The 18,801-nt window shown below is 40.0% G+C and carries 17 protein-coding genes; 4 read left to right on the forward strand and 13 right to left on the reverse strand.

Features of this window, described 5'->3' with window-relative positions; all coding sequences use genetic code 11:
* Window positions 1–77: 77 nt before the first annotated feature.
* Together AAHB12_RS03855 and AAHB12_RS03860 are read right to left on the reverse strand one after the other, a co-directional pair.
* Entirely contained in the window at window positions 78–1,793 is a 1,716-nt protein-coding gene (locus tag AAHB12_RS03855) for an IS200/IS605 family accessory protein TnpB-related protein (protein ID WP_342044357.1), read from the reverse strand.
* A gap of 226 nt (window positions 1,794–2,019) precedes the next feature.
* Entirely contained in the window at window positions 2,020–2,205 is a 186-nt protein-coding gene (locus AAHB12_RS03860) for a hypothetical protein (RefSeq protein WP_342044358.1), read from the reverse strand.
* Window positions 2,206–2,347: 142 nt separating this feature from the next.
* On the opposite strand from AAHB12_RS03860, the gene AAHB12_RS03865 reads away from it, so the two are divergent.
* A complete protein-coding gene (locus tag AAHB12_RS03865) occupies window positions 2,348–2,524 on the forward strand; it encodes a hypothetical protein (protein WP_342044359.1) in 177 nt (58 codons plus the stop codon).
* Between the two features lie 542 nt (window positions 2,525–3,066).
* Here AAHB12_RS03865 and AAHB12_RS03870 read toward each other — a convergent pair.
* The 5 genes from AAHB12_RS03870 to AAHB12_RS03890 all read right to left on the reverse strand — a co-directional run bounded on the left by AAHB12_RS03870 (window position 3,067) and on the right by AAHB12_RS03890 (window position 8,235).
* Window positions 3,067–3,531 (reverse strand): VanZ family protein, encoded by a 465-nt coding sequence (locus tag AAHB12_RS03870; RefSeq protein ID WP_342044360.1) that lies wholly within the window; start codon window positions 3,529–3,531, stop codon window positions 3,067–3,069.
* Between the two features lie 678 nt (window positions 3,532–4,209).
* Entirely contained in the window at window positions 4,210–5,565 is a 1,356-nt protein-coding gene (locus AAHB12_RS03875; protein ID WP_342044361.1) for an FAD-binding oxidoreductase, read from the reverse strand.
* A 376-nt stretch (window positions 5,566–5,941) separates the two neighbouring features.
* Window positions 5,942–7,021 carry a nitric oxide synthase oxygenase gene (locus tag AAHB12_RS03880; protein WP_342044362.1) on the reverse strand — a complete coding sequence of 360 codons (1,080 nt, stop codon included), beginning with the start codon at window positions 7,019–7,021 and terminating at the stop codon, window positions 5,942–5,944.
* Between the two features lie 153 nt (window positions 7,022–7,174).
* A complete protein-coding gene (locus tag AAHB12_RS03885) occupies window positions 7,175–8,026 on the reverse strand; it encodes a GH25 family lysozyme (protein ID WP_342044363.1) in 852 nt (283 codons plus the stop codon).
* Complete coding sequence (locus AAHB12_RS03890; RefSeq protein ID WP_129728727.1) at window positions 8,026–8,235, reverse strand: hypothetical protein; 210 nt, start codon at window positions 8,233–8,235, stop codon at window positions 8,026–8,028. The genes AAHB12_RS03885 and AAHB12_RS03890 overlap by 1 nt, the downstream gene beginning before the upstream one ends.
* A 174-nt stretch (window positions 8,236–8,409) precedes the next feature.
* Here AAHB12_RS03890 and AAHB12_RS03895 point away from each other — a divergent pair, with 174 nt between their 5' ends.
* A complete protein-coding gene (locus AAHB12_RS03895; RefSeq protein ID WP_342044364.1) occupies window positions 8,410–8,931 on the forward strand; it encodes a CBO0543 family protein in 522 nt (173 codons plus the stop codon).
* 484 nt (window positions 8,932–9,415) lie between these two features.
* Window positions 9,416–9,925 carry a hypothetical protein gene (locus AAHB12_RS03900; RefSeq protein WP_342044365.1) on the forward strand — a complete coding sequence of 170 codons (510 nt, stop codon included), beginning with the start codon at window positions 9,416–9,418 and terminating at the stop codon, window positions 9,923–9,925.
* Window positions 9,926–10,087: 162 nt separating this feature from the next.
* Here the strand turns inward: AAHB12_RS03900 and AAHB12_RS03905 are convergent, their stop codons facing one another.
* From AAHB12_RS03905 to AAHB12_RS03920, 4 genes are all read right to left on the reverse strand, one after another.
* Entirely contained in the window at window positions 10,088–10,363 is a 276-nt protein-coding gene (locus AAHB12_RS03905) for an ArsR/SmtB family transcription factor (RefSeq protein ID WP_342044366.1), read from the reverse strand.
* A gap of 383 nt (window positions 10,364–10,746) precedes the next feature.
* The gene (locus tag AAHB12_RS03910) at window positions 10,747–11,556 is read right to left on the reverse strand and encodes an N-acetylmuramoyl-L-alanine amidase family protein (RefSeq protein ID WP_342044367.1); all 810 of its coding nucleotides are present in this window, start codon (window positions 11,554–11,556) and stop codon (window positions 10,747–10,749) included.
* A 364-nt stretch (window positions 11,557–11,920) separates the two neighbouring features.
* Complete coding sequence (locus AAHB12_RS03915; RefSeq protein ID WP_342044368.1) at window positions 11,921–13,198, reverse strand: glycosyl hydrolase family 18 protein; 1,278 nt, start codon at window positions 13,196–13,198, stop codon at window positions 11,921–11,923.
* 275 nt (window positions 13,199–13,473) lie between these two features.
* Window positions 13,474–16,560 (reverse strand): efflux RND transporter permease subunit, encoded by a 3,087-nt coding sequence (locus AAHB12_RS03920; protein WP_342044369.1) that lies wholly within the window; start codon window positions 16,558–16,560, stop codon window positions 13,474–13,476.
* Between the two features lie 94 nt (window positions 16,561–16,654).
* Here AAHB12_RS03920 and AAHB12_RS03925 point away from each other — a divergent pair, with 94 nt between their 5' ends.
* Window positions 16,655–17,488, forward strand: coding sequence for a TetR/AcrR family transcriptional regulator (locus AAHB12_RS03925; RefSeq protein WP_342044370.1), 834 nt, complete (start codon window positions 16,655–16,657; stop codon window positions 17,486–17,488).
* 378 nt (window positions 17,489–17,866) lie between these two features.
* On the opposite strand, the gene AAHB12_RS03930 is transcribed toward AAHB12_RS03925, so the two are convergent.
* Window positions 17,867–18,475, reverse strand: coding sequence for a GH25 family lysozyme (locus AAHB12_RS03930; RefSeq protein ID WP_129728735.1), 609 nt, complete (start codon window positions 18,473–18,475; stop codon window positions 17,867–17,869).
* Window positions 18,475–18,684: a hypothetical protein gene (locus AAHB12_RS03935; RefSeq protein WP_342044371.1), complete on the reverse strand. Its 210-nt coding sequence runs from the start codon at window positions 18,682–18,684 to the stop codon at window positions 18,475–18,477. The genes AAHB12_RS03930 and AAHB12_RS03935 overlap by 1 nt, the downstream gene beginning before the upstream one ends.
* Window positions 18,685–18,801 lie beyond the last annotated feature (117 nt).

The following is an 18,801-nucleotide window of genomic DNA, read 5'->3' on the forward strand; positions in this document are numbered from 1 at the left end:
TTCTGGAGCTCAATCCTTCTGGCTTTTGCGGCAAAATGATGGTGATGCAAGAACAGATGATGCCATTCCAAACGAAGTCAGGCTTCCCTTTCTTCTAACCAAACTTTTGGTACATACTTCTGCAAAACATCACGTTCTGCTTGTGTCAGCCCATAATTACAAATCTCTTTGTTGAATAATGGATAAGATTGGCCCGATACATGATAGAATACGTGCGGACGAAGCGCTTTGAATGCTTTTGTCAACACACTCCATTGTTTCCAGTGATGCTTCCCATCCTTATATTCTGTATAAGCTTGCAGCACCTTTGGCACCTGTTCCTTCAGGTTCATGCCGCGTCTGCCAATGACATAAGAAGCTGCTTGATGGATGGAAATATGCATCTGTTTCATATACTTCATCTTCCCAATCTGGCTTGTGAAGGCAGGATTCACCTCAAACACAGCGACTCCCATTTTAGCAGCTCGGCTGTGAATGCTACCCTGCATCTTTTTATAGGCAAACAGGCTCATTCTTCGGTTTTGCTTCCGATTGCGGTAACGGCCGGCAGACTTTGATAGAGTTGTATCTAATACTTCTAAAACAATCGGTTTATTTCTTTGAACCGCGATATCCACCAAACGAATCGCTTCTGCTTCTAGGATTTTTGTCATTTGTCCGCTTCGTTTTCCTTCTAAGGAGAAATAGAGACAAGAGGAGGAAAGTAATTGTCCTTGTCCATTCACATGGGAGAAAGCAATATGATTGTAGTTGAGATCTACACCAATGACACCGTCTGCTTTTGAATAATTGATATGAGGATGTTCTGGTTCTTCTATCATGCATTTGATGATGTAGTACGTACCATGGTCTTCGATGGACCAACCCATTGACTGGCCATCCTTCTTTTTGTTCTGACAGGAAATCTGCGTGGCGATAGATTCTTGCACCTGATCTTGCCCATAAGGAAAATACACATAGGGAAGTACAAGCGCTTGTCCCGTAATACTTTTGACGTGTAAGGTTTGGCTTTGTTCATCATATTGGAACACAAAGTTCCCATACTTCGCATCCTTCCGTCCAGAGAGCGTCATCCTGGCGTTTCTTTTGTAACGGAATGCATGTCTCCACGCCACATGACTCTTTTGATCCTTACACATTGTATATTGCTTACGAAAGAAGGAACGAGAGCCGAACAAAGCCGAAGGAATCTCTCGTCTTAGTTTCTCCTTTTTCTGCTCCTGCCGAAGGAGACGGTGCCGGAGTTGTCCGATTCTTGCCTTGAGACGTTTGAGTTCTTTATCTATATGCCGATGTTCAAACAGGTAGAGGGAGAACCAAACCTGTGTCTCGTTCTTACGATGAAGCGCATATACCGCACCGGAAGCTGTTTGATGCACCCGATACCCCATTCTCTTATGCAATTTCGGTTTTCTATCCACAATCGTTTGCTTCATGTTTCGCAATGCCGTCAGCTTGCCGCGTTCATTTTTTAATTTCTTTTGAATCGATTGCATGACACTGTCTACCTGTTTGACATACAATGCTTGTAGTTCTTTTTGCGATGTACGAAGGGCGTTTGCTTGTTGGACTGCACTATTCGCATAATAGTCGTCCATTTGAAATTGTTTCTTAATCGCAAGATGAAGACTGCCTTCATACGATTTGTTCCCCGTGCGTAGATGTTTTGTCTGCCAAGCATAAGCCGTGCGCATGGCTCCGTTATAGAGACGGAGAGAATGAAAGAGTTCCCGATTCAAATCGTGGGGGATCGTGTGTTTATAGATTCGATTGGAAAAATAACACTTCTTCATTCCTTCCTCCTCCCTTCTGGTTCATTTTGGTAATTATATATTATCAAAGGAACATACGTTTGTCTAGTGGGGTTTTCCTATTCAAACATGCTAGGTGAATCGCCTAGCCGACATTCATCCTCCACTTACCACTGGGCTATGCCCATCACGTGCTTGAAGTGGGGGTCTTCTGTCGGAAAATGATAAAGAGAAACACAAGCTCTACACCTGCGCCGCTTTTTCCGTTCTATTCTTCTTCAATCTCTAAATCCCGCTCGCCTAGTACGTACATTACTCGGCTTTCGATTGTCTGCATCATTCCCGCATGATCCATTAGCGTTTGCAGCTCTTGGTGCGTGATTGTGTAGCCGTCCTTTATCTTCGCATTTATCACCTTAACTGCTACTCTTAATTCGTGAAAATTCTTCTTCATTGTCTCGCTCTCTTATCGTAAGCTACTCGGCTTTTATCCACTTTTTAGCTGGCGTACATCGTATTCGCTAATAGTTTTTCGCTCTTTATCGTCTCTATCGTGGAAGCCTATCGACGCATTGAATGATAAAGGGAATGCGGACTTGGAACAGGATTTAGAGGACATTCGCAAACTAGCGGGCGAACTATCTGAAGTAAACGATATGCAAAAACTTCGGGAACTTCACGAATACTTTCACGACATTGATGTTGTCATGAATGGAAATTACGGTGAAGGGGATTTTTTCGGAATTACAAAATGGGTGACCCCTAACAAATAAAGGACGGAAAAATCCGTTCCTTTTTGTTTTTGATTTCATGAAAAGAAACGGCTTTTGTCCTTGCTTATAGTTCGTCTAGCAGATTTTACTGAAAGAGTATCCCTGCTTCAATTTCCCTTCACATGATTGAGGAAGGGGTGTTCTCGCCTATTTTTTGATAAAACTTCACTCTAGGAGGCTTTTCCTATACGCTTCAGGGTCCCTCCCCGCTTCTTGTAATAGTACCTTCCGTCTTCCTGATCCTTAAAAACGGATATACCAAACCATTTTAGTGGAGTCCACACCGGTTTCAAGTACATGGTTGGCACTTTGATCACCCTTTCGTTCTTCTTTATCCAAAACTGTAATTCTATACTAACTACCTTCTGTGAACACGGTGTGTCTTTCCTGTAAATTTCTTTCAAAACTAGCAGATTGGTGAAGACAGAGGCGTAGTTGCACTTACACTGCTTCCGATTCCGTCGAGTAACCTTCTAGCTGGAAATTTATGCTTTCCTACAGTGTAAAAGAAAAAGAGCCCGATAATAATCGGACTCCTTCTTTTAAGCTGTGATACTCTGGGGCCTTGTCCCCCTCTTTGACTGCCATAAGAATATAATCGAAAGAAGCACGAAGGCTGCAGTCGAATCCAATACCACATCATGCACAGCCGCACCACGGCCTGGAACAAAAGATTGATGCCATTCATCTGAAGCTGCATACACAGCTACAAAAAGCCATGACAGGATGTATCGATTTTTCTTAAAACGAAGTGTGTTCCAGGTTAAGCAAGCTAACATCCCAAATAACACAACATGTGCTGATTTTCTCATAATCTGATTCAGATCATCTGTTGTTAGATAGAACTTCGTATCATTCGTATCTTTATGAGGTGCATGATACGAAGTCTGAACAGTCTCTTGAACTACATCTTTAGTATTTTTACTAGTAAATGATGGTGTAGCAGTAAACAAATAAATCGCCACACACCACAGTATGGTCATTAGCAGCCAAAATCTATTAACCATATAGATTCCCTCCTCTTTACCTTTAAGTTTCATAGCCTAGGCAGAGAAATGTAGTAAATTGTTAAGTGATCCACTTCCACTAAAGCTGTACTCTGTTCAGCTTTAGAACGCTGTCACCGATTGGAGAGCTCTGCCCTTGGAAGAAGACAGAGGCGTAGTTGCCTTATACTTTATTCCTAAAATTTCTCGCTATGTCGAAGTGTCTTTCTGCTAGAAATGTATACTTGCTGAAAGTGTGAAAAAAGCGCTCCTCCCATATTTAGTCACCGATGGCTTGGAACTTTTTATGATAATAAATGATCTTATTTTGAATTTTCTTCCTCAAATTATCATCCAAACACCCTTGTAGGATCAACTCGTTGTGGGCAAGGAGAACTCCGTAATAAATCTTCTTCCATTTCTTGAAATACTTCACGTTATCATCCCCCTAACTCAATGGTAGCATATTGTTTTCTATATAAGGAGGAGACCTTTCAAAAAAAGATTTACAGTTCCTTAACCTTTGTTACAAACCTATATCAGTGTCTTTTGACATCAAAACTCCTCCGCACGCTGATATTTCGGTTGGTGAACCAGAAATGTTCTGGCATCATGGGAGGGCTTTTTTAATACCACGCCCTAGCATAGGGCATAATAAAGCCTCTCTGTCGATAAGTTACAGAGAGGCTTTATGGATCATTAAAACCAAAACCATCTATTAAAAGGCGGGATACTTTGAGGGAATTTAAACACATTAAATGGATCATATTCAGTTTTCACTTCTCGAAGTCTATGAAAATTTTCTCCATAGTACGCTGTTGGCCAATCTCTAATGCACTGATCTGGCCAATTCACGTAATCACCCGTTGTATATGGCGACAAAGCATCCCTTAATGCTTCTATCCAGCGGACATTTTGCCGTTCCTCTGAAGGTTCGTTCCATGTAGCGAGGTATTCCTGGGCGATAATGGCATCTCGGTAATAGAAAGCTGTTTCATTTGGAGCGATCCGGCCTGCCACTCCTCCAAGAGATTGGTGCCAAATGCCAGACTTTTCATTTGGAGCGTTTGCTAAAAAGTCCTTCATTGTTAAGATCGCTTTCATTGGAAAAGGTTTATTCACAAAAGAGCCTGATCGCTTGCGGGGGGCTGGTATGTTTCCACTCGGATCATCAAAGAATCGCACAGCTTCAATGTATGGGACTTCCCTTATCAATATACTTGTTGGCGAACCGGTTGTCGTTAAAGGCCATAGAAGCTGTTCTAATCTTGATGACGTTCCAACAAATTCACCTTGAGCGATAATTTGGTTTGCTTCCTTTGATTTTAGTTCAATTTCTGAAGTAAGGAGTGCTTCCGTTTCAGGTGCCCAATGCTGCCATGCATCAAAGGCAGCTTCGAAATCCTCCCACTCCCATGTAATGGAGAAGATGGATACCGTCGAGATAGGATGAATCCTGAATGTAAAGGATGTAACAACGCCAAAGTTTCCGCCTCCGCCTCCGCGGCAAGCCCAAAATAGATCACTATTGAGATGTTTGTTGGCTTTAATCAGCTTAGCATCTCTATCTCCACACGCTCTTACCATTTCAATTTCAAGCAGATTGTCACAAGTCAGTCCAAACAATCGAGTTAACATACCGATTCCCCCGCCGAGCGTAAGGCCTGCAAGCCCAACGCTGCTTTCGGTTCCTGCAGGGATAGTCGTCCCGTATTCCCATAATATATTATATACCTGCCCCAAATTAGCGCCAGCTTCTATTTTGGCAGTCATTGTTTCAAGATCGACTTTGATTTTGTACATTTCACTGATATCAATTACAAGACCATCATTTACTAATGAAAAATTTTCATAGCTATGCCGGCCGCTCCTTACCCGAAATGGGACATGATTTTCCCTTGCCCATTTCAATGCATTTAATACATCCTCGATCTCCTGACAAAATACAATGATCCTTGGGAACTTTGGGCTGCTTAAGTCATTATTGATTCTTGCCAGCTCATATTCACGATCGTCAGGTGTAACGATTCTCCCGGTAAGCTTTGTCCTTTCCAAAATATAACCCCTTTCTCAGACGATGTAGAGAAGATGTTATATACTATGAAAAACCTTTCGAAAAGACACATGCTGTATAGGGGAGAAATAAGGGATTCGAAATGTCCCGAAGGTTTTGCGGCAGAAGTAATATCCCATGTGTATTTATCATTTGTCGTATGGTTCACCATAACAGGACTAACAGCACAGTTTATCTCCCAGAACAATTCTTCAAACATTTCAGTTGTTACCACTACTTTCTTGAACAGCAAGCACTGTAACTTTAGACAGTCCTACAATTCACCTTCACAAGGATTCTTTGCTTCTGCAAAATCAGGGCTTTGAAACAGTAAGTTACATGATAAAAACCAACATTTTTGTAGCAGGTATTCAAAAGTTAATAAGGTTTAGGCTGATAAAAATAGTTGGGTTTTATAATTTTATTATGATAGGGCTTATGAAAAATATGGGTTGTAGCTGGTGATAAGGGTGGGATGAGCCAAGTCCAATCACCTGAAACGGCCCTTTTATTTTCTATTTCTTTCTCTTCAAATTTTTTAAATTGTTGAGCTGCCGTGTGATGGTCGACGATACTAACACCATCTTCCTTAAAAGAATGCAAAACGGCTGTATTCAGTTCTAAGAGTGCTCTATCCTTCCACAAGGATGTATTAGTTTTCATATCCAATTCCATTAAATTTCCTATTTGGGGAAGCAGATTATATCGCAATTCATCTGCTAGGTTTCTTGCTCCTATCTCAGTGCCCATATACCAGCCATTGAAGGGGGCCGCTGTATATGTAATGCCGCCAATTTCTAGAATCATATCCGAAATCATCGGTACTGCATACCATTTCAAGTTTAAATCTTCAAACCATGTATAATGAGGATGACGAATGGAAACCTCAAGCAGAAGTTTTTCTGGAATCTCGACCAATTTTGGAGGATTCTCATTTATTTGAATGACTAACGGTAAGACATCAAATTTTCCATACTTCGGTTCCCAGCCTAACTTTATACATGTCTCGGTAAAGGCTAAGGAGTGAGGATCTCCTAAAACACCTTGTTCCGTTTGATAGCCTGCATAACGAACTAATTGGTGATTCCAGATACGCACCGTTTTATTAGGCGTTTTCTGTGAAAAAATTGTTATTGTCGGTCGTATACGACCTTGATTAGTTGCAGATTCGATGTGCTCAAATAAAGCTTCAATCATTTCCTCTTCTGAGTGTAAGTGCCTCTTATCAATAACATTTAAATGATCCCAAAATAACCTTCCGATACAACGGTTGCTATTACGCCAAGCTACTTTGGCACCATATTCTAGTTCTGCAGTTGTGTGTTCATAAAAGCCTTGGCTGAGTATCTGGTTATTAATTTCATTCAATCTAGCCTCTTGTTCCTGTTCCGTTTTATTCAATTCCTGATAACAAGAACTAATAAATTCTTTTGCTTCCTGAAGTAAATCGTTAATCAAAATAAATCCTCCTATGATAGATTATGTACTAATAGTATCTATCATAGAGGGATTGCATAAAATTAAACCCTATTTGTTGAAAATATGTTGATAAATTCATTCAACTCAAGTTCTAAATTAGACAAGAAGCCTCTGCGAGAAGGCTTCTTTCTTTTATCTCCAGTCTGCAGCTTCCTCCGGTGTTAGCAGTTTGTTGTAATGGCCATGACTATCTAAAAATGCTTTGCAATCTGCATAATTCTCCATGCCTGTATCGAAGGGACCAATCAGGAAAATGAGAGATCCGTCAGGGCCGCGTTTCACATCAAAATGATGCCCGGTTGTAAACAGATAATTATGCACTTCGCCAAGTGCAGCGCCAGCGAAGCCGCCTGTATAGATATAACGACTCTCTCCAGTTGGCTTGCCGCTAGTTCCGATAAACCATGCAAGAGTTTTATTTCCGACTAGCATATTTAGGTCTACATCTCCACTTACCCCAGCAAGCCTTCCCTTTGCAGTATATTGCCAAAGATCACAAGGCATGTCAGGCTTAAGTCCTGTAGGTTGTCCAATATCATTTGCAGCAAAACGAGGAATCCATAAAAAATCGGCTCTTACTCGATTCATTCCGTATTGTTGGTAAAAGGAATGACCTGTATATAATCCAACCTTCCAACCTGCGGCCTTGCAGGTATCAATGAAGGCTTGTGTAGCAGGGATAAGGTCTGCTGGATTCCTTGTTGTCATTTCTTCGACATCCGCTACTAAAAATTTTGCAGCTTTATCTGCACGAGATATAAAATCCTTCGCTTCTACAATCGCATCATTGATGCTCACGAATCGGCAATATGCATAGTGTCCAAAAGGAATATTATATGTCTTGCAGCCAGCTACAAACTCCTTATATTTTGTATCAATTGTGGTAGATCCGTACTGTACGCGAATAATGGCAAGATCTAGCTCATCCTTTGCCTTGCTCCAATCAACTGAATTATGGTGTGAGAAATCAGCTATTTTTCCCATTATGCAGCATCTCCTCTCGTTGTTTCATGATCAGTCCATACTCCTAACATGATACCTAATATATATACAATATCCTGAAGCTGCCCAAGTTGTCTCTCAAACTCCGCATAACCAAGAGATTTCGCAATCATCCCAACCAACGCAAATAGCGCAACCCATATTTTCCAGTTGCGAAGACGTTTGAACATATTTTCTTTTGTAAGTTTCATGGCAGTCCCCCTGTTTTTATTAGCTGTACATTAACGAAAGAAATGTACTAGCTTGTCCTATACTATGCAAGACAAGGCTAATAAGTTACAGGATAACCGCCCAAGTTCTATGATTAATAACCTTCCTTATTTGGCATAATTAAGTTATTCAAGTAAAGGGCAGGTAGATAGTAGATGCACTTTATATACACTATGTTATTTTTGGCTGCAGCAATAAAATGGGGGGATTGGCGGAACTGGAGAGCTTACTATCCAACAATCCTGTTCTTTATTGGCGGCGACCTCTTAAAGAATGCTGTCCTGTACACTCATCGTATGTGGGAGTATCAGGAAACCGTAATTGGAGAACACATTTTCTTTGGACATCTCGTCATTAACCTCATGGTTATGGCGATTGTATATCCAGCTACAATCTTAATATATCTCGGGAAATACCCGCATATTTGGTGGAAGAGGCTGTTGTGGCAGGCTTTCTGGATCCTTCTTTATGCTACGATCGAATGTATCGATCTTCACTTTGACTTGCTACATCATTATCACGGATGGAATATGTGGTGGTCATTAGCATTTGATGCTGTAATGTTTTCCATGCTGCGGCTTCATCATAAAAACCCGCTTTTAGCTTGGGGCCTTTCAATGATTTGGATGATTGTTTTATGGAATGTCTTTGATGTACCTATGAAAACATTGAAATAGGGTGAACGAAATGGTCTTCCCAATTTTTATAGCCATAACCTTACTACTTATGATTTCTTTTTGTGTTACTTCGAAACGAATGCATATATTTGAGATTTTTTTCCTTTGGATGATCTCTTGGTTAATTACTCACAGCATCGCTTGGATGGTTTTTGTCAATCTTAAATGGTTAAAGCTTTCAACGGATTTAGGAAACTTTTGGACCGAGACTCTTGGCCTGCTTATCCTTTATCCTTTACTCGTTATTTGGTTCTTTGATATTTCAATGCTTATTCATCATAAAGTAAAAAAGTACGCTCTCCTTTTATTAGCCATACTTATAATAGCTTCAGTTGAATTTTGTTTTATTTTGTTAGATACCATTATTGAAAAAAATTGGAATTTTTCTTATTCACTTATCAAGTGGTCTTTTATCGTATCTATGTCATACCTTTTATGGCAGTGGTATCGAAAAACATTATGTAAAGAGGGGCTCATTTAATCCATGTTTATTTTTCCAAAACACTTCGATGAAAATGAATGGTTTATAATCATTATCCTCCTTTTGAGTAGTATTTTATTTAAATTACCTAAAAGATTCCCTGCATCGATGACTATTCTTATCCTATTATTAAGTGTAGCAATCCCTAAGGTTCTTGATCACAGCATCGCTGCTATCTCACCTTATGACTTTTATCGTTTAAATGATTCGGAGAAATATGAAGTATTTGATTTACTGTTAGATGGAGTTTATCTTCCTTTTGGTTATTTATGCGTCTATTTTTATGATATTCTTCTTCCAAGAGGCGTTCAAATTGTCTTTTATATTGTAGTCTGGGCTATATTTGCGGTGTTTTTTGAATACATCAACATAAAATTAGGTGTATTTACCTACCATGGCTGGAAACTGATTTACTCATTCCCGACGTATATAACGGTTATCTCGCTATTCCTCTCCTTTTATGAATGTATCGATTACTGCTATAAGAAGACTAAGAAAACGATCGAGGCTTAATGTTGTTGTTTACAGCAGCTTGTTTCTTCCATCCCTTTCTAAACCAAAAGAGGACACTGAAACAAAAAGCAACTATCCTTTCTGAATCAACGCCCTCATGCTTTCGCTTTTGGCCTATATTAACATGTAAATCTTTCTTGAGAAATAGCTGGTAATGATGCCTTAAGCACCAGCTAACGCATTGAGAATGACTGCTACTCGCGCGTCCTTTATCTCGTAGTAAATCTCCAAGCCTTTACGCGTTCCTGATACGACATTAACAGCCTTTAATTTTGCTAGATGCTGGCTAATTGTACTTTGAGGCATGCCAAATTCTTCATAAAGAGAAGTTACATTTAATGGTCCTTTTTCAATCATAACTTTTATAAGTGCAAGGCGGGTAGGATGAGCTACTACTTTTAACATCTCTGCACTATCCCTAAATTCTTCAATGTTCATCTCGTTACCTCACTTCCCTTTTCATACCTTTCTATCATGATACAACAATATCAAAAAATAATTAAGCGTGTAAATGTTTCCAAACACTTTTTCTAAATATAGAGAAGATTCACTGATTGTCTTCGCCCTTTTCCCCGGACGAAGACAGAGGTGTAGATGCCCTCTAAAACAATAATCTATGAAAAAATAAGAAAAGGCCGCTCTAAAAGGCGGCTTCGCTTAGTTCACTTTAAGTATAACTTTTTGGGATATTTTCTCGCTCCCCCGGTTTGCCTCAGTCTCCAGAATAATCTTCGACACAAAAGGCAAAAAGCGACTTTTGTGTCGAAGAACACACGGAAAGCTTCCATGAATGGGCTTCGTCCGGACCGTGACCGCCTTTCTTATCGCCAGTCTGCAGCTTCTTCAGGCGACAGAAGTTTGTTGTAGTGTCCTTTTGAATCTAAGAAATTTTTGCAGTCCTTAAAATTCTGTTGCGACGTATCAAACGGACCGATTAAGAAGATAATGGAACCGTCTTCCCCGCGCTTGCAATCGAAGCCATCCCCTGTACGGAGCAAGTAATCATGCACTTCTACAAGTGCATTTCCAGCGTATCCCCCAGTATAAATATATACGATTTGAGGCTGTGTGGTTTTCTTCTTCAATCCGAAAAATGCTGCTACTCCCTCTGCGTGAGCACGGGCTGCCCCGATAAGGAAATTCAAATCATTAAACTTTGTAATCTCCACATTATCCATAAATAAGTTTTCTGTCAAAACAGCAATCATGTTTGTTTCACGAAGAACAGCATAGTTAGCAGACTTCTTGCCGCGGTCTACAATGCCATGTTGGCTGTAAAATCCCATCACATGATCGTGTACTGTATTTTGAAAAGCAATTGTACGTGAATCAGATGCACCGCTATAACGGTAAGACTCAAATCCTTTCCCGCCGCCACTATTACAGTGAATGGAAATAAAGGCATCCGCTCCCCATGCGTTCGCGCGACTTGCACGGTCTGATAAGGATACAAACGTATCATCCATGCGTGTCATAGCTGTTTGCACGTTTTCGTATTCTTTCACTAAAATTTGATTCATTTGGCGCGCGATTTCTAGCACAATATTCTTTTCCTGCAATCCATTTCCTACCGCTCCGCTATCTTGTCCTCCATGACCTGCATCGATATAAATCTTAACTATTGACACCATCTCCTATTCTCTTGTTTTACCAGCAATATGAAAAAAGCTCATAGACTGGCTTGTCTTATACTATGTAAAAGACAGCTAACGCGTGATAGGACAGATGGCCAAGTTTTCCAAACTACCAGCATTCATCTCATTTTAATGCGCCGGAAGCATGATAGAGTGTGTAGGATTGCTCTACACTAAAAGAGGACACCAAAGCAGAGAGCAAATATGCTCCCTGAATCAGTGCCCTACGCTTTCAAGCTTGAATTCTATTCATTTCCCGTAGCAAAATTACAGAGCTTTTGTTTCATTGTCTTCCTAAAATTTCCGACTGCATCGAATCATTTCTAGCTGGAAGTTTATCCTTTTCGATAGTGTAAGCACCTTATACCAATTTCTGTACTAAGAAATTCGCATCCTGAACTGCCCACTGTTGTGCAAACTGATTTTCTAGCTTCCAATAGCTGATACCCCGAAGGCCATATTGTCTAACTGTATCAAATTTAGCTTGTATGCTGCGTGCATCCTCAAACCATACTTCATGTTGTTGCCCTGTTTCGTCAGTATATTGAAAGTAGGGAGATTGATAGGTTTCATGGTAATAGATGGTGGCGCCGTACTTTGCGGCCAAGCGAATTGCTTCTTGATGACTAACTACCTTTGCTTGTGTTCCCTTCACCCACGGAATTTTCCAGTCTCTTCCGTATAGAGGGACCCCCATGAGGATTTTATTACGCGGAATGACTGTAATCGCAAAATTTAATATCCGTTGTACCTCGTTAATTGGAGCGATTGCTAATGGCGGCCCGCCAGCCCAGCCCCATTCATAAGTCATGAGGGTCACAAAGTCTAAGATATTCCCTTGAGAAGCATAGTTCTGTGCTTCGTATAGTAATCCCGTTTGCTGATCACTAAGTTTGGGCGGCATTGCTGCGGAAAGGAAGAGTCCTGCTTTGTGTAGTTCAGTTGCCATTTTTTTTAAGAAATCCTCATAGTTTTTACGATCTTCTGGATATACATTTTCAAAATCAAAGCTTAAACCCTTGTAGCCTTTAGCCTTTATTGTTTTAACTATATTTGTAATGAGCGTTTTTTGTAAGTTGGGCTTACGAAGGATCGTTGCTGCAAGATCAGAGCTGAATTTTCCACCTGTAAGATTTGCGAGAACAAGAAGAGGTGCTACATGTTGAGCTTTGGAAGCTGCTAAAATAGATGTATCTTTTATTGTGACAATAGTTCCGTTATCTGTAAAAGCATACGTAAATGGAGAAATATACGTAAGATACCGTCCTACATTTTTGATGTCTTTTCCTGTTTGATCACTAATACTAGTAGTATAAGCATTTACCTCAATCTTTGTCTGGATCCTTTTAGGAATAAGCAAGGTTTGCCCTATATAAATCGGCGAGTAGATAGTAAGGCTGTTTGTTTGTAAAATAGCTTGCACCGTGACCCCGTATCGCTGGGCGATTGCTGGAAGGGTATCGCCCACTTTAATGGTATATTGTATTAAACCAGGCGTAGGAATGACCAGTGATTGACCGACCACTAAATTCCCAGAGCTTCCTAGTTGATTTACCGCAAGTATTTGTTTTATATCAACATTGTAATACTTTGAAAGTGCCCATAAGGTATCTCCCTTTTGTACTACATGTATTTGCACGGACGCTCCTCCTGACATTTTGCTTTTATATACTTTATGATATCCGTAATATAGATATTTTGAATTCCTGCTAAATTCTTGCTTGCATCATTCCCATTATCCTTTTCTCTGTTAACATGAAAGCTGCCTAGGTTTATGGGAAATTCATAAAGAAAAACTCACCGATTGGCAAGCTCTGCCCTCTGGGCGAAGACAGAGACGTAGCTGCACTTACACTGTATTCCTAAAATGCAAGAAAAAGCCCTGCAAGATGCATTCCTTGCAGGGCTGAACAATTAGTTTTCTTCTATTTCTTTACGGTTTTTCTTGAATAGCTTAGATAAAACTTCATAAACGATAGGTACAATAATTAATGTTAATAACGTCGAACTTGTTAAACCACCAATTACTGTAATACCAAGACCTTTCGAGATTAAACCGCCACCGCCTGAGCCCGCTGCTAATGGGATTAACGCGCCAACCGTTGCGATTGCTGTCATTAGAATTGGACGTAGACGCGTTGCGCCAGCTTCCAGAATTGCTTCACGCATGCTCATTCCGTCACGCTCCATATGAATAATGCGGTCTACAAGGACAATGGCATTTGTTACGACAATACCAATTAACATTAATAGACCCATCATGACGGAGACAGAGATTGTTTCACGACCGATTAATAAGCCGACAAATGAACCAATAACCGCAAATGGTAACGAGAACAGGATCGCAAACGGAGCGACACCTTCACGGAATGTGACAACAAGGATAAAGTACACGATTGCCACAGCGGCAGCCATAGCTATACCAAGCTGTGTAAATGTTTCCTTCATGTCTGCCGTTACACCGGCAACATCAACTGTAACACCTTTAGGCAAGTCTAATTTATCGATTGCTTTATCTATCTTCGGTGTGACCTTTGAAACATCATTACCAATGATTGTTCCTGAAACAGTTGCGTAGTATTCACCTTTACTGCGTGCAAGTGTATTTAACGTTGTACCTTTTTCAACCTTCACAAGCTCCGAAAGCGGCATTGTTGCACCAGTTGCTGTCGGTACCTGTGTTGCTAACATATCATCAATTGATTTTGGCTGTGCAGATTGGTCCTGCTGTACAATGACATTTAATGTGTCGCCGTCTTTCTTAACCGTTGTTAACACATTTTGTGTTTTTGCAGGGCTTAACATCGCGGCGATTTGTCCTGTTGTTAAACCATACTTCAGCAATTCAGCTTGTGCTACTTTGAATGTATACTCAACGTAGGCATCTTCTACGCTAGAGGAAACATCTTTTAAACCTTTAACCTTCTTCATTTCTTTTTCTACCGTTTTTACAGATTGATTCAGTTTATCTAAATCTTCACTGTAAAATGTGTACTTAACCTCATTTGAAGAAGCGGACGTAGAAGAGAAGTTTTGGCTCTTCCATTCACCTGTTTGTCCTATGTTTTTTACATACTTTTCAATTTTATCACGAACTTCTGGGAAGTTTTTCATGTCAGGGTCAAAGATGAGATACATCAATGCACCGCCGCCTGCTCCGCCACCCATCATGGCCGCCGTCGAATCGCCATTTTTCGTTACGGATAATTGAACGATATCAATATCATCACGTTTTAGCATCTTTTCTTCGACCACTTTAATATTAGCTAATGTATCCTCCGGCAGCTCACCTGCTTTTGGTGTGTACGTTAAGTACATCACTTTTTCTTCTTCGCTTCCCATAAAGCTAAAACCGATTAATGGTGTTAATGCCAAACTGCCGACTAATAAAACAACAGCAAGCAATGAAGTAATGATTTTATGGTTAAGTGCCTTCTCTAGGACCCCTTTATACCAATTAGATAATGCACCAGCCTCTTTATGGCTGTTTGCTGCTTTTTCGCCGTATAACTTCTTCTTAAATAAGAAGTGAGACAATGCAGGAACAATCGTAATCGCAACAATTAACGAAGCTCCAAGTGCAAACGTCATTGTTAACGCGAATGGTGTGAATAGCTCACCGACCATACCGCCAACGAACATAAGCGGTGCGAATACGGCCACCGTTACTAATGTTGATGAGAGAATCGGCTTGAACATTTCAATTGTCGCTTCGCGTACAAGTGCTCGTCCTGTTAATTTCTCTTCTTTTAAATGCAAACGTCGGTAAATATTTTCAACTACTACGATGGAGTCATCAATTACACGACCAATGGCAACTGTAACCGCCCCGAGCGTCATAATATTTAGCGTAATATTCATCCAGTTTAACAGCATAAATGCCATGAAAATGGAAACTGGAATAGAGATAATGGAAATAATTGTTGATTTAAGATCGCGTAAGAATAGCAGAATAATTAATACAGCGATTAAACCGCCAAATACTGCTTTTTCCACCATCGTTGAAACGGATTTTTCAATTGGTGCACCTTGATCAAGTGTTACATCGATAACAAGATCATCATATTTTGCCTTTTCTTCTTTAACGAGCTTCTTCACTTTGTTTACAACATCAACAGTGTTAGCCTGCTGAGCTTTGACAATTTGAATCGCAATGGCTTCTTTACCATTTGTACGTGAAACCGATTCTACTTTACCAACCACATCAATTGTAGCGATGTCACTTAGCTTCACAAATGGTGATGGATTTGCTGCTGATGGTGTTACAGGAATAAGCATATTCTTTAATTCATCAGCCGTCATGAACTTACCATCGATAGCTACAGCTTGTTCACCTTCTTTAAATTTGTAAAGCCCTAACGAAACAGAGAGGTCACTCGCTTGAATCATTTGCTTTACTTTATCCTCGGTTAAGCCAAGCTCAGCCATTTTGGCTTTGTTATAAGTAAGATCCACTTCCTCAACATGCTGACCTGTCATAGTCGCAGACGCAACACCATCGATTTTCTCGATTTTTGGAAGTAAGCTTTCCTCTACGGTTGACGTTAATTCAACAATATCCTCTTTTGAACTGCTTACACTTAAGGCAACAACCGGCATCATGTTCATGCTAACTGCTGTAGTTTTCGGCTTTTGTGCTCCTTCTGGCAATTCCACGGCATCTAACGCAGATTGCAATGCGCGTTTTGCTTCATCCATATCTACGCCGTATTCATATTCCACTTGAATACTTGCCATGTTAGAATAGGAATTTGAATTAACTGATTTTACGTGTTCAAGATTCTCTGCTGCTTTCTCTAAGGGGATGGACACATCTTCCATTACCTTCCTAGGAGTTGCTCCTGGATAGACATCCGTCACAATTAAGTAAGGGATTGAAATATCCGGAATTGTTTCCATCTTCATGCGTGTACCTGAATAAATACCAGATACAGTGATAATGATTGTAAGTAACCAAACAGCTAGTTTATTCCTTAAGACAAAATTAACTAAGCCTTTCACTGCTACACCTACCTTTAATTGACTTATCTAGATCATTCATTTATAGTAATGACTAATCAGTCATTTGTCAACAATATAACCTGGGAGCGAGAAGATGATTAAAAAACAATTAATTATGGAAAAGGCGCTAGAGCTTTTTGCAAAGCAAGGCTTCGAAGCCACATCCGTTCAACAAATAACTGAGTATTGCGGTATTTCTAAAGGTGCTTTTTATTTATCTTTTAAGTCAAAGGATGAATTGATTTTAGCCCTAATCGATCATTTCATGATCCAACTCACAGCTGATATTGACTATGTGGTCAGAGATACGAGTGATGATCAAAAACTTTTATATGAGTTCTATTACACAGCATTTAATTCTTTTTATAAACATTCTGATTTCGCGAAAATTCTCATTAAAGAGCAAGCACAATCATTTAACCAAGAACTCATCCTCAAATTTCATTACTACGACAGATTGATTGAAAAAAATATCTTAGCGATGATTGAACGTTTATATAGTAAAGAGGCCGATCAGACAAAATATGATATTATGTATTGTATTAAAGGCTTCATGAGTATTTATTCCCATCTATTTTTATTCTATAACGTACCATTGGATTTGGAGCTATTGGCTCGATCGCTTGTGGAAAAAACAAATGTACTGGCAAGACATACAACGATACCATTCATTTCACAAGAGCTGCTCCAAATGTGTAAGCAACCGATGAATGAAGAGGTAACAAAGGAGCAAATTCTTGAAATTATGGAGCAAAAAATAGCAGAAATCGAAGAGGGTATTGAAAAAGAATCGGTAATCCTGCTCAAGCAACAGCTGCTTGAACCGAGCTTTGGACCCGCAATCGTGAAAGGGTTACTAGAAAATATTCGCAATCACCCCCATTGTAAATGGATTGCTTATTTACTTCGTAACCATTATGAATTGTAAGGAGCACTCTGCACATAGGTTGAGGTAGAATAAAGAAAACTCGCCGACTGGCGAGCCCTGCTCTTGGGCGAAGACAGAGGCGTAGTTGCCCTTATACTGTAGTGCTAAAATTTCCGACTACGCCGAATTCACTTCTAGCTGGAAATTTATACTTTCTTACAGTGTCAAAAAGCCCTTCCGTTTGAGGAAAGGGCTTCATTTCTTTATTTCGTTTACCGCATGCTATGGTTCTTTGGTTCTACGATAAATTTGCTTTGCTCTGCATGGCCTTAAGAGCAACTTCTTCATCCTTGAATACCTTTACTCTCAAATTCTTCAAGAGCCTTTGCTTATCAAAAAGCAGTGCTGGAAAGAATGGCTTTGTATAAGGTACTGCCATTAGCTCCCTAGCGGCGCACCAGTAAACCATTCGAGTGGTTTGTCTCCAATAAGTAAATTTAAGTCTACATTCCCGTTTACACCAGCGAGCCTTCCTTTTTCTGTATATTGCCATACATCGCATGCCATATCTGGCTTAGCTCCTGTAGGTTGTCCAATATCAATCGAGGAGTAACGAGGAATCCATAAAAAGTCAGCTATTACTTGGCTCATACCATACTTTTTATAAAAGAAATGTCCTGTATATAAGCCGACCTTCCAGCCGGCAGCCTTGCAAGTGTCAATGAATGCTTGCGTAGCAGGGATAAGATCTGTTGGATTTTTTACTCTCACTTCCTCTACATCTGCTACTAAGAACTTAGCGGCCTTATCTGCACGAGCTATAAAATCTTTCGCCTCTACCACTGCATCATTTACACTCACAAAGCGGCAATATGCATAATGCCCAAATGGTATATTGTAGCTTTTGCATCCAGCTACGAATTGTTTATATTTTGTATCAATGAAAGAAGAGCCATATTGCACACGAATAATAGCAAGATCTAGCTCGTCCTTTGCTTTGCTCCAATCAATCGAATTGTGATGTGAAAAATCAGCTATTTTTCCCATCAAGTATCCTCTCCCTGCACTGTTTCATGGTCAGTCCATAAACCCAGTATAACACCTACCGTATAGATAACCTCCTGAATTTGCCCAAGCTGCCCCTCAAAATCCGCATAGCCAAGGGACTTTGCAATCATCCCAATTAACGCAAATAGCGCAACCCATGCTTTCCAGTTGCGAAGACGTTTAAAAATATTTTCTTTTGTAAGTTTCATAGTGATCCTCCTATTTTGATTAGCGGCACGTTTGTGATATTAAAAAACGTACTAGCTTTGTTCTATATACTATGTCGCATAGGACTAGTGAGAGATAGGACAATCACCTAAGTTTAC

Source organism: Bacillus sp. OTU530, from assembly GCF_038440375.1.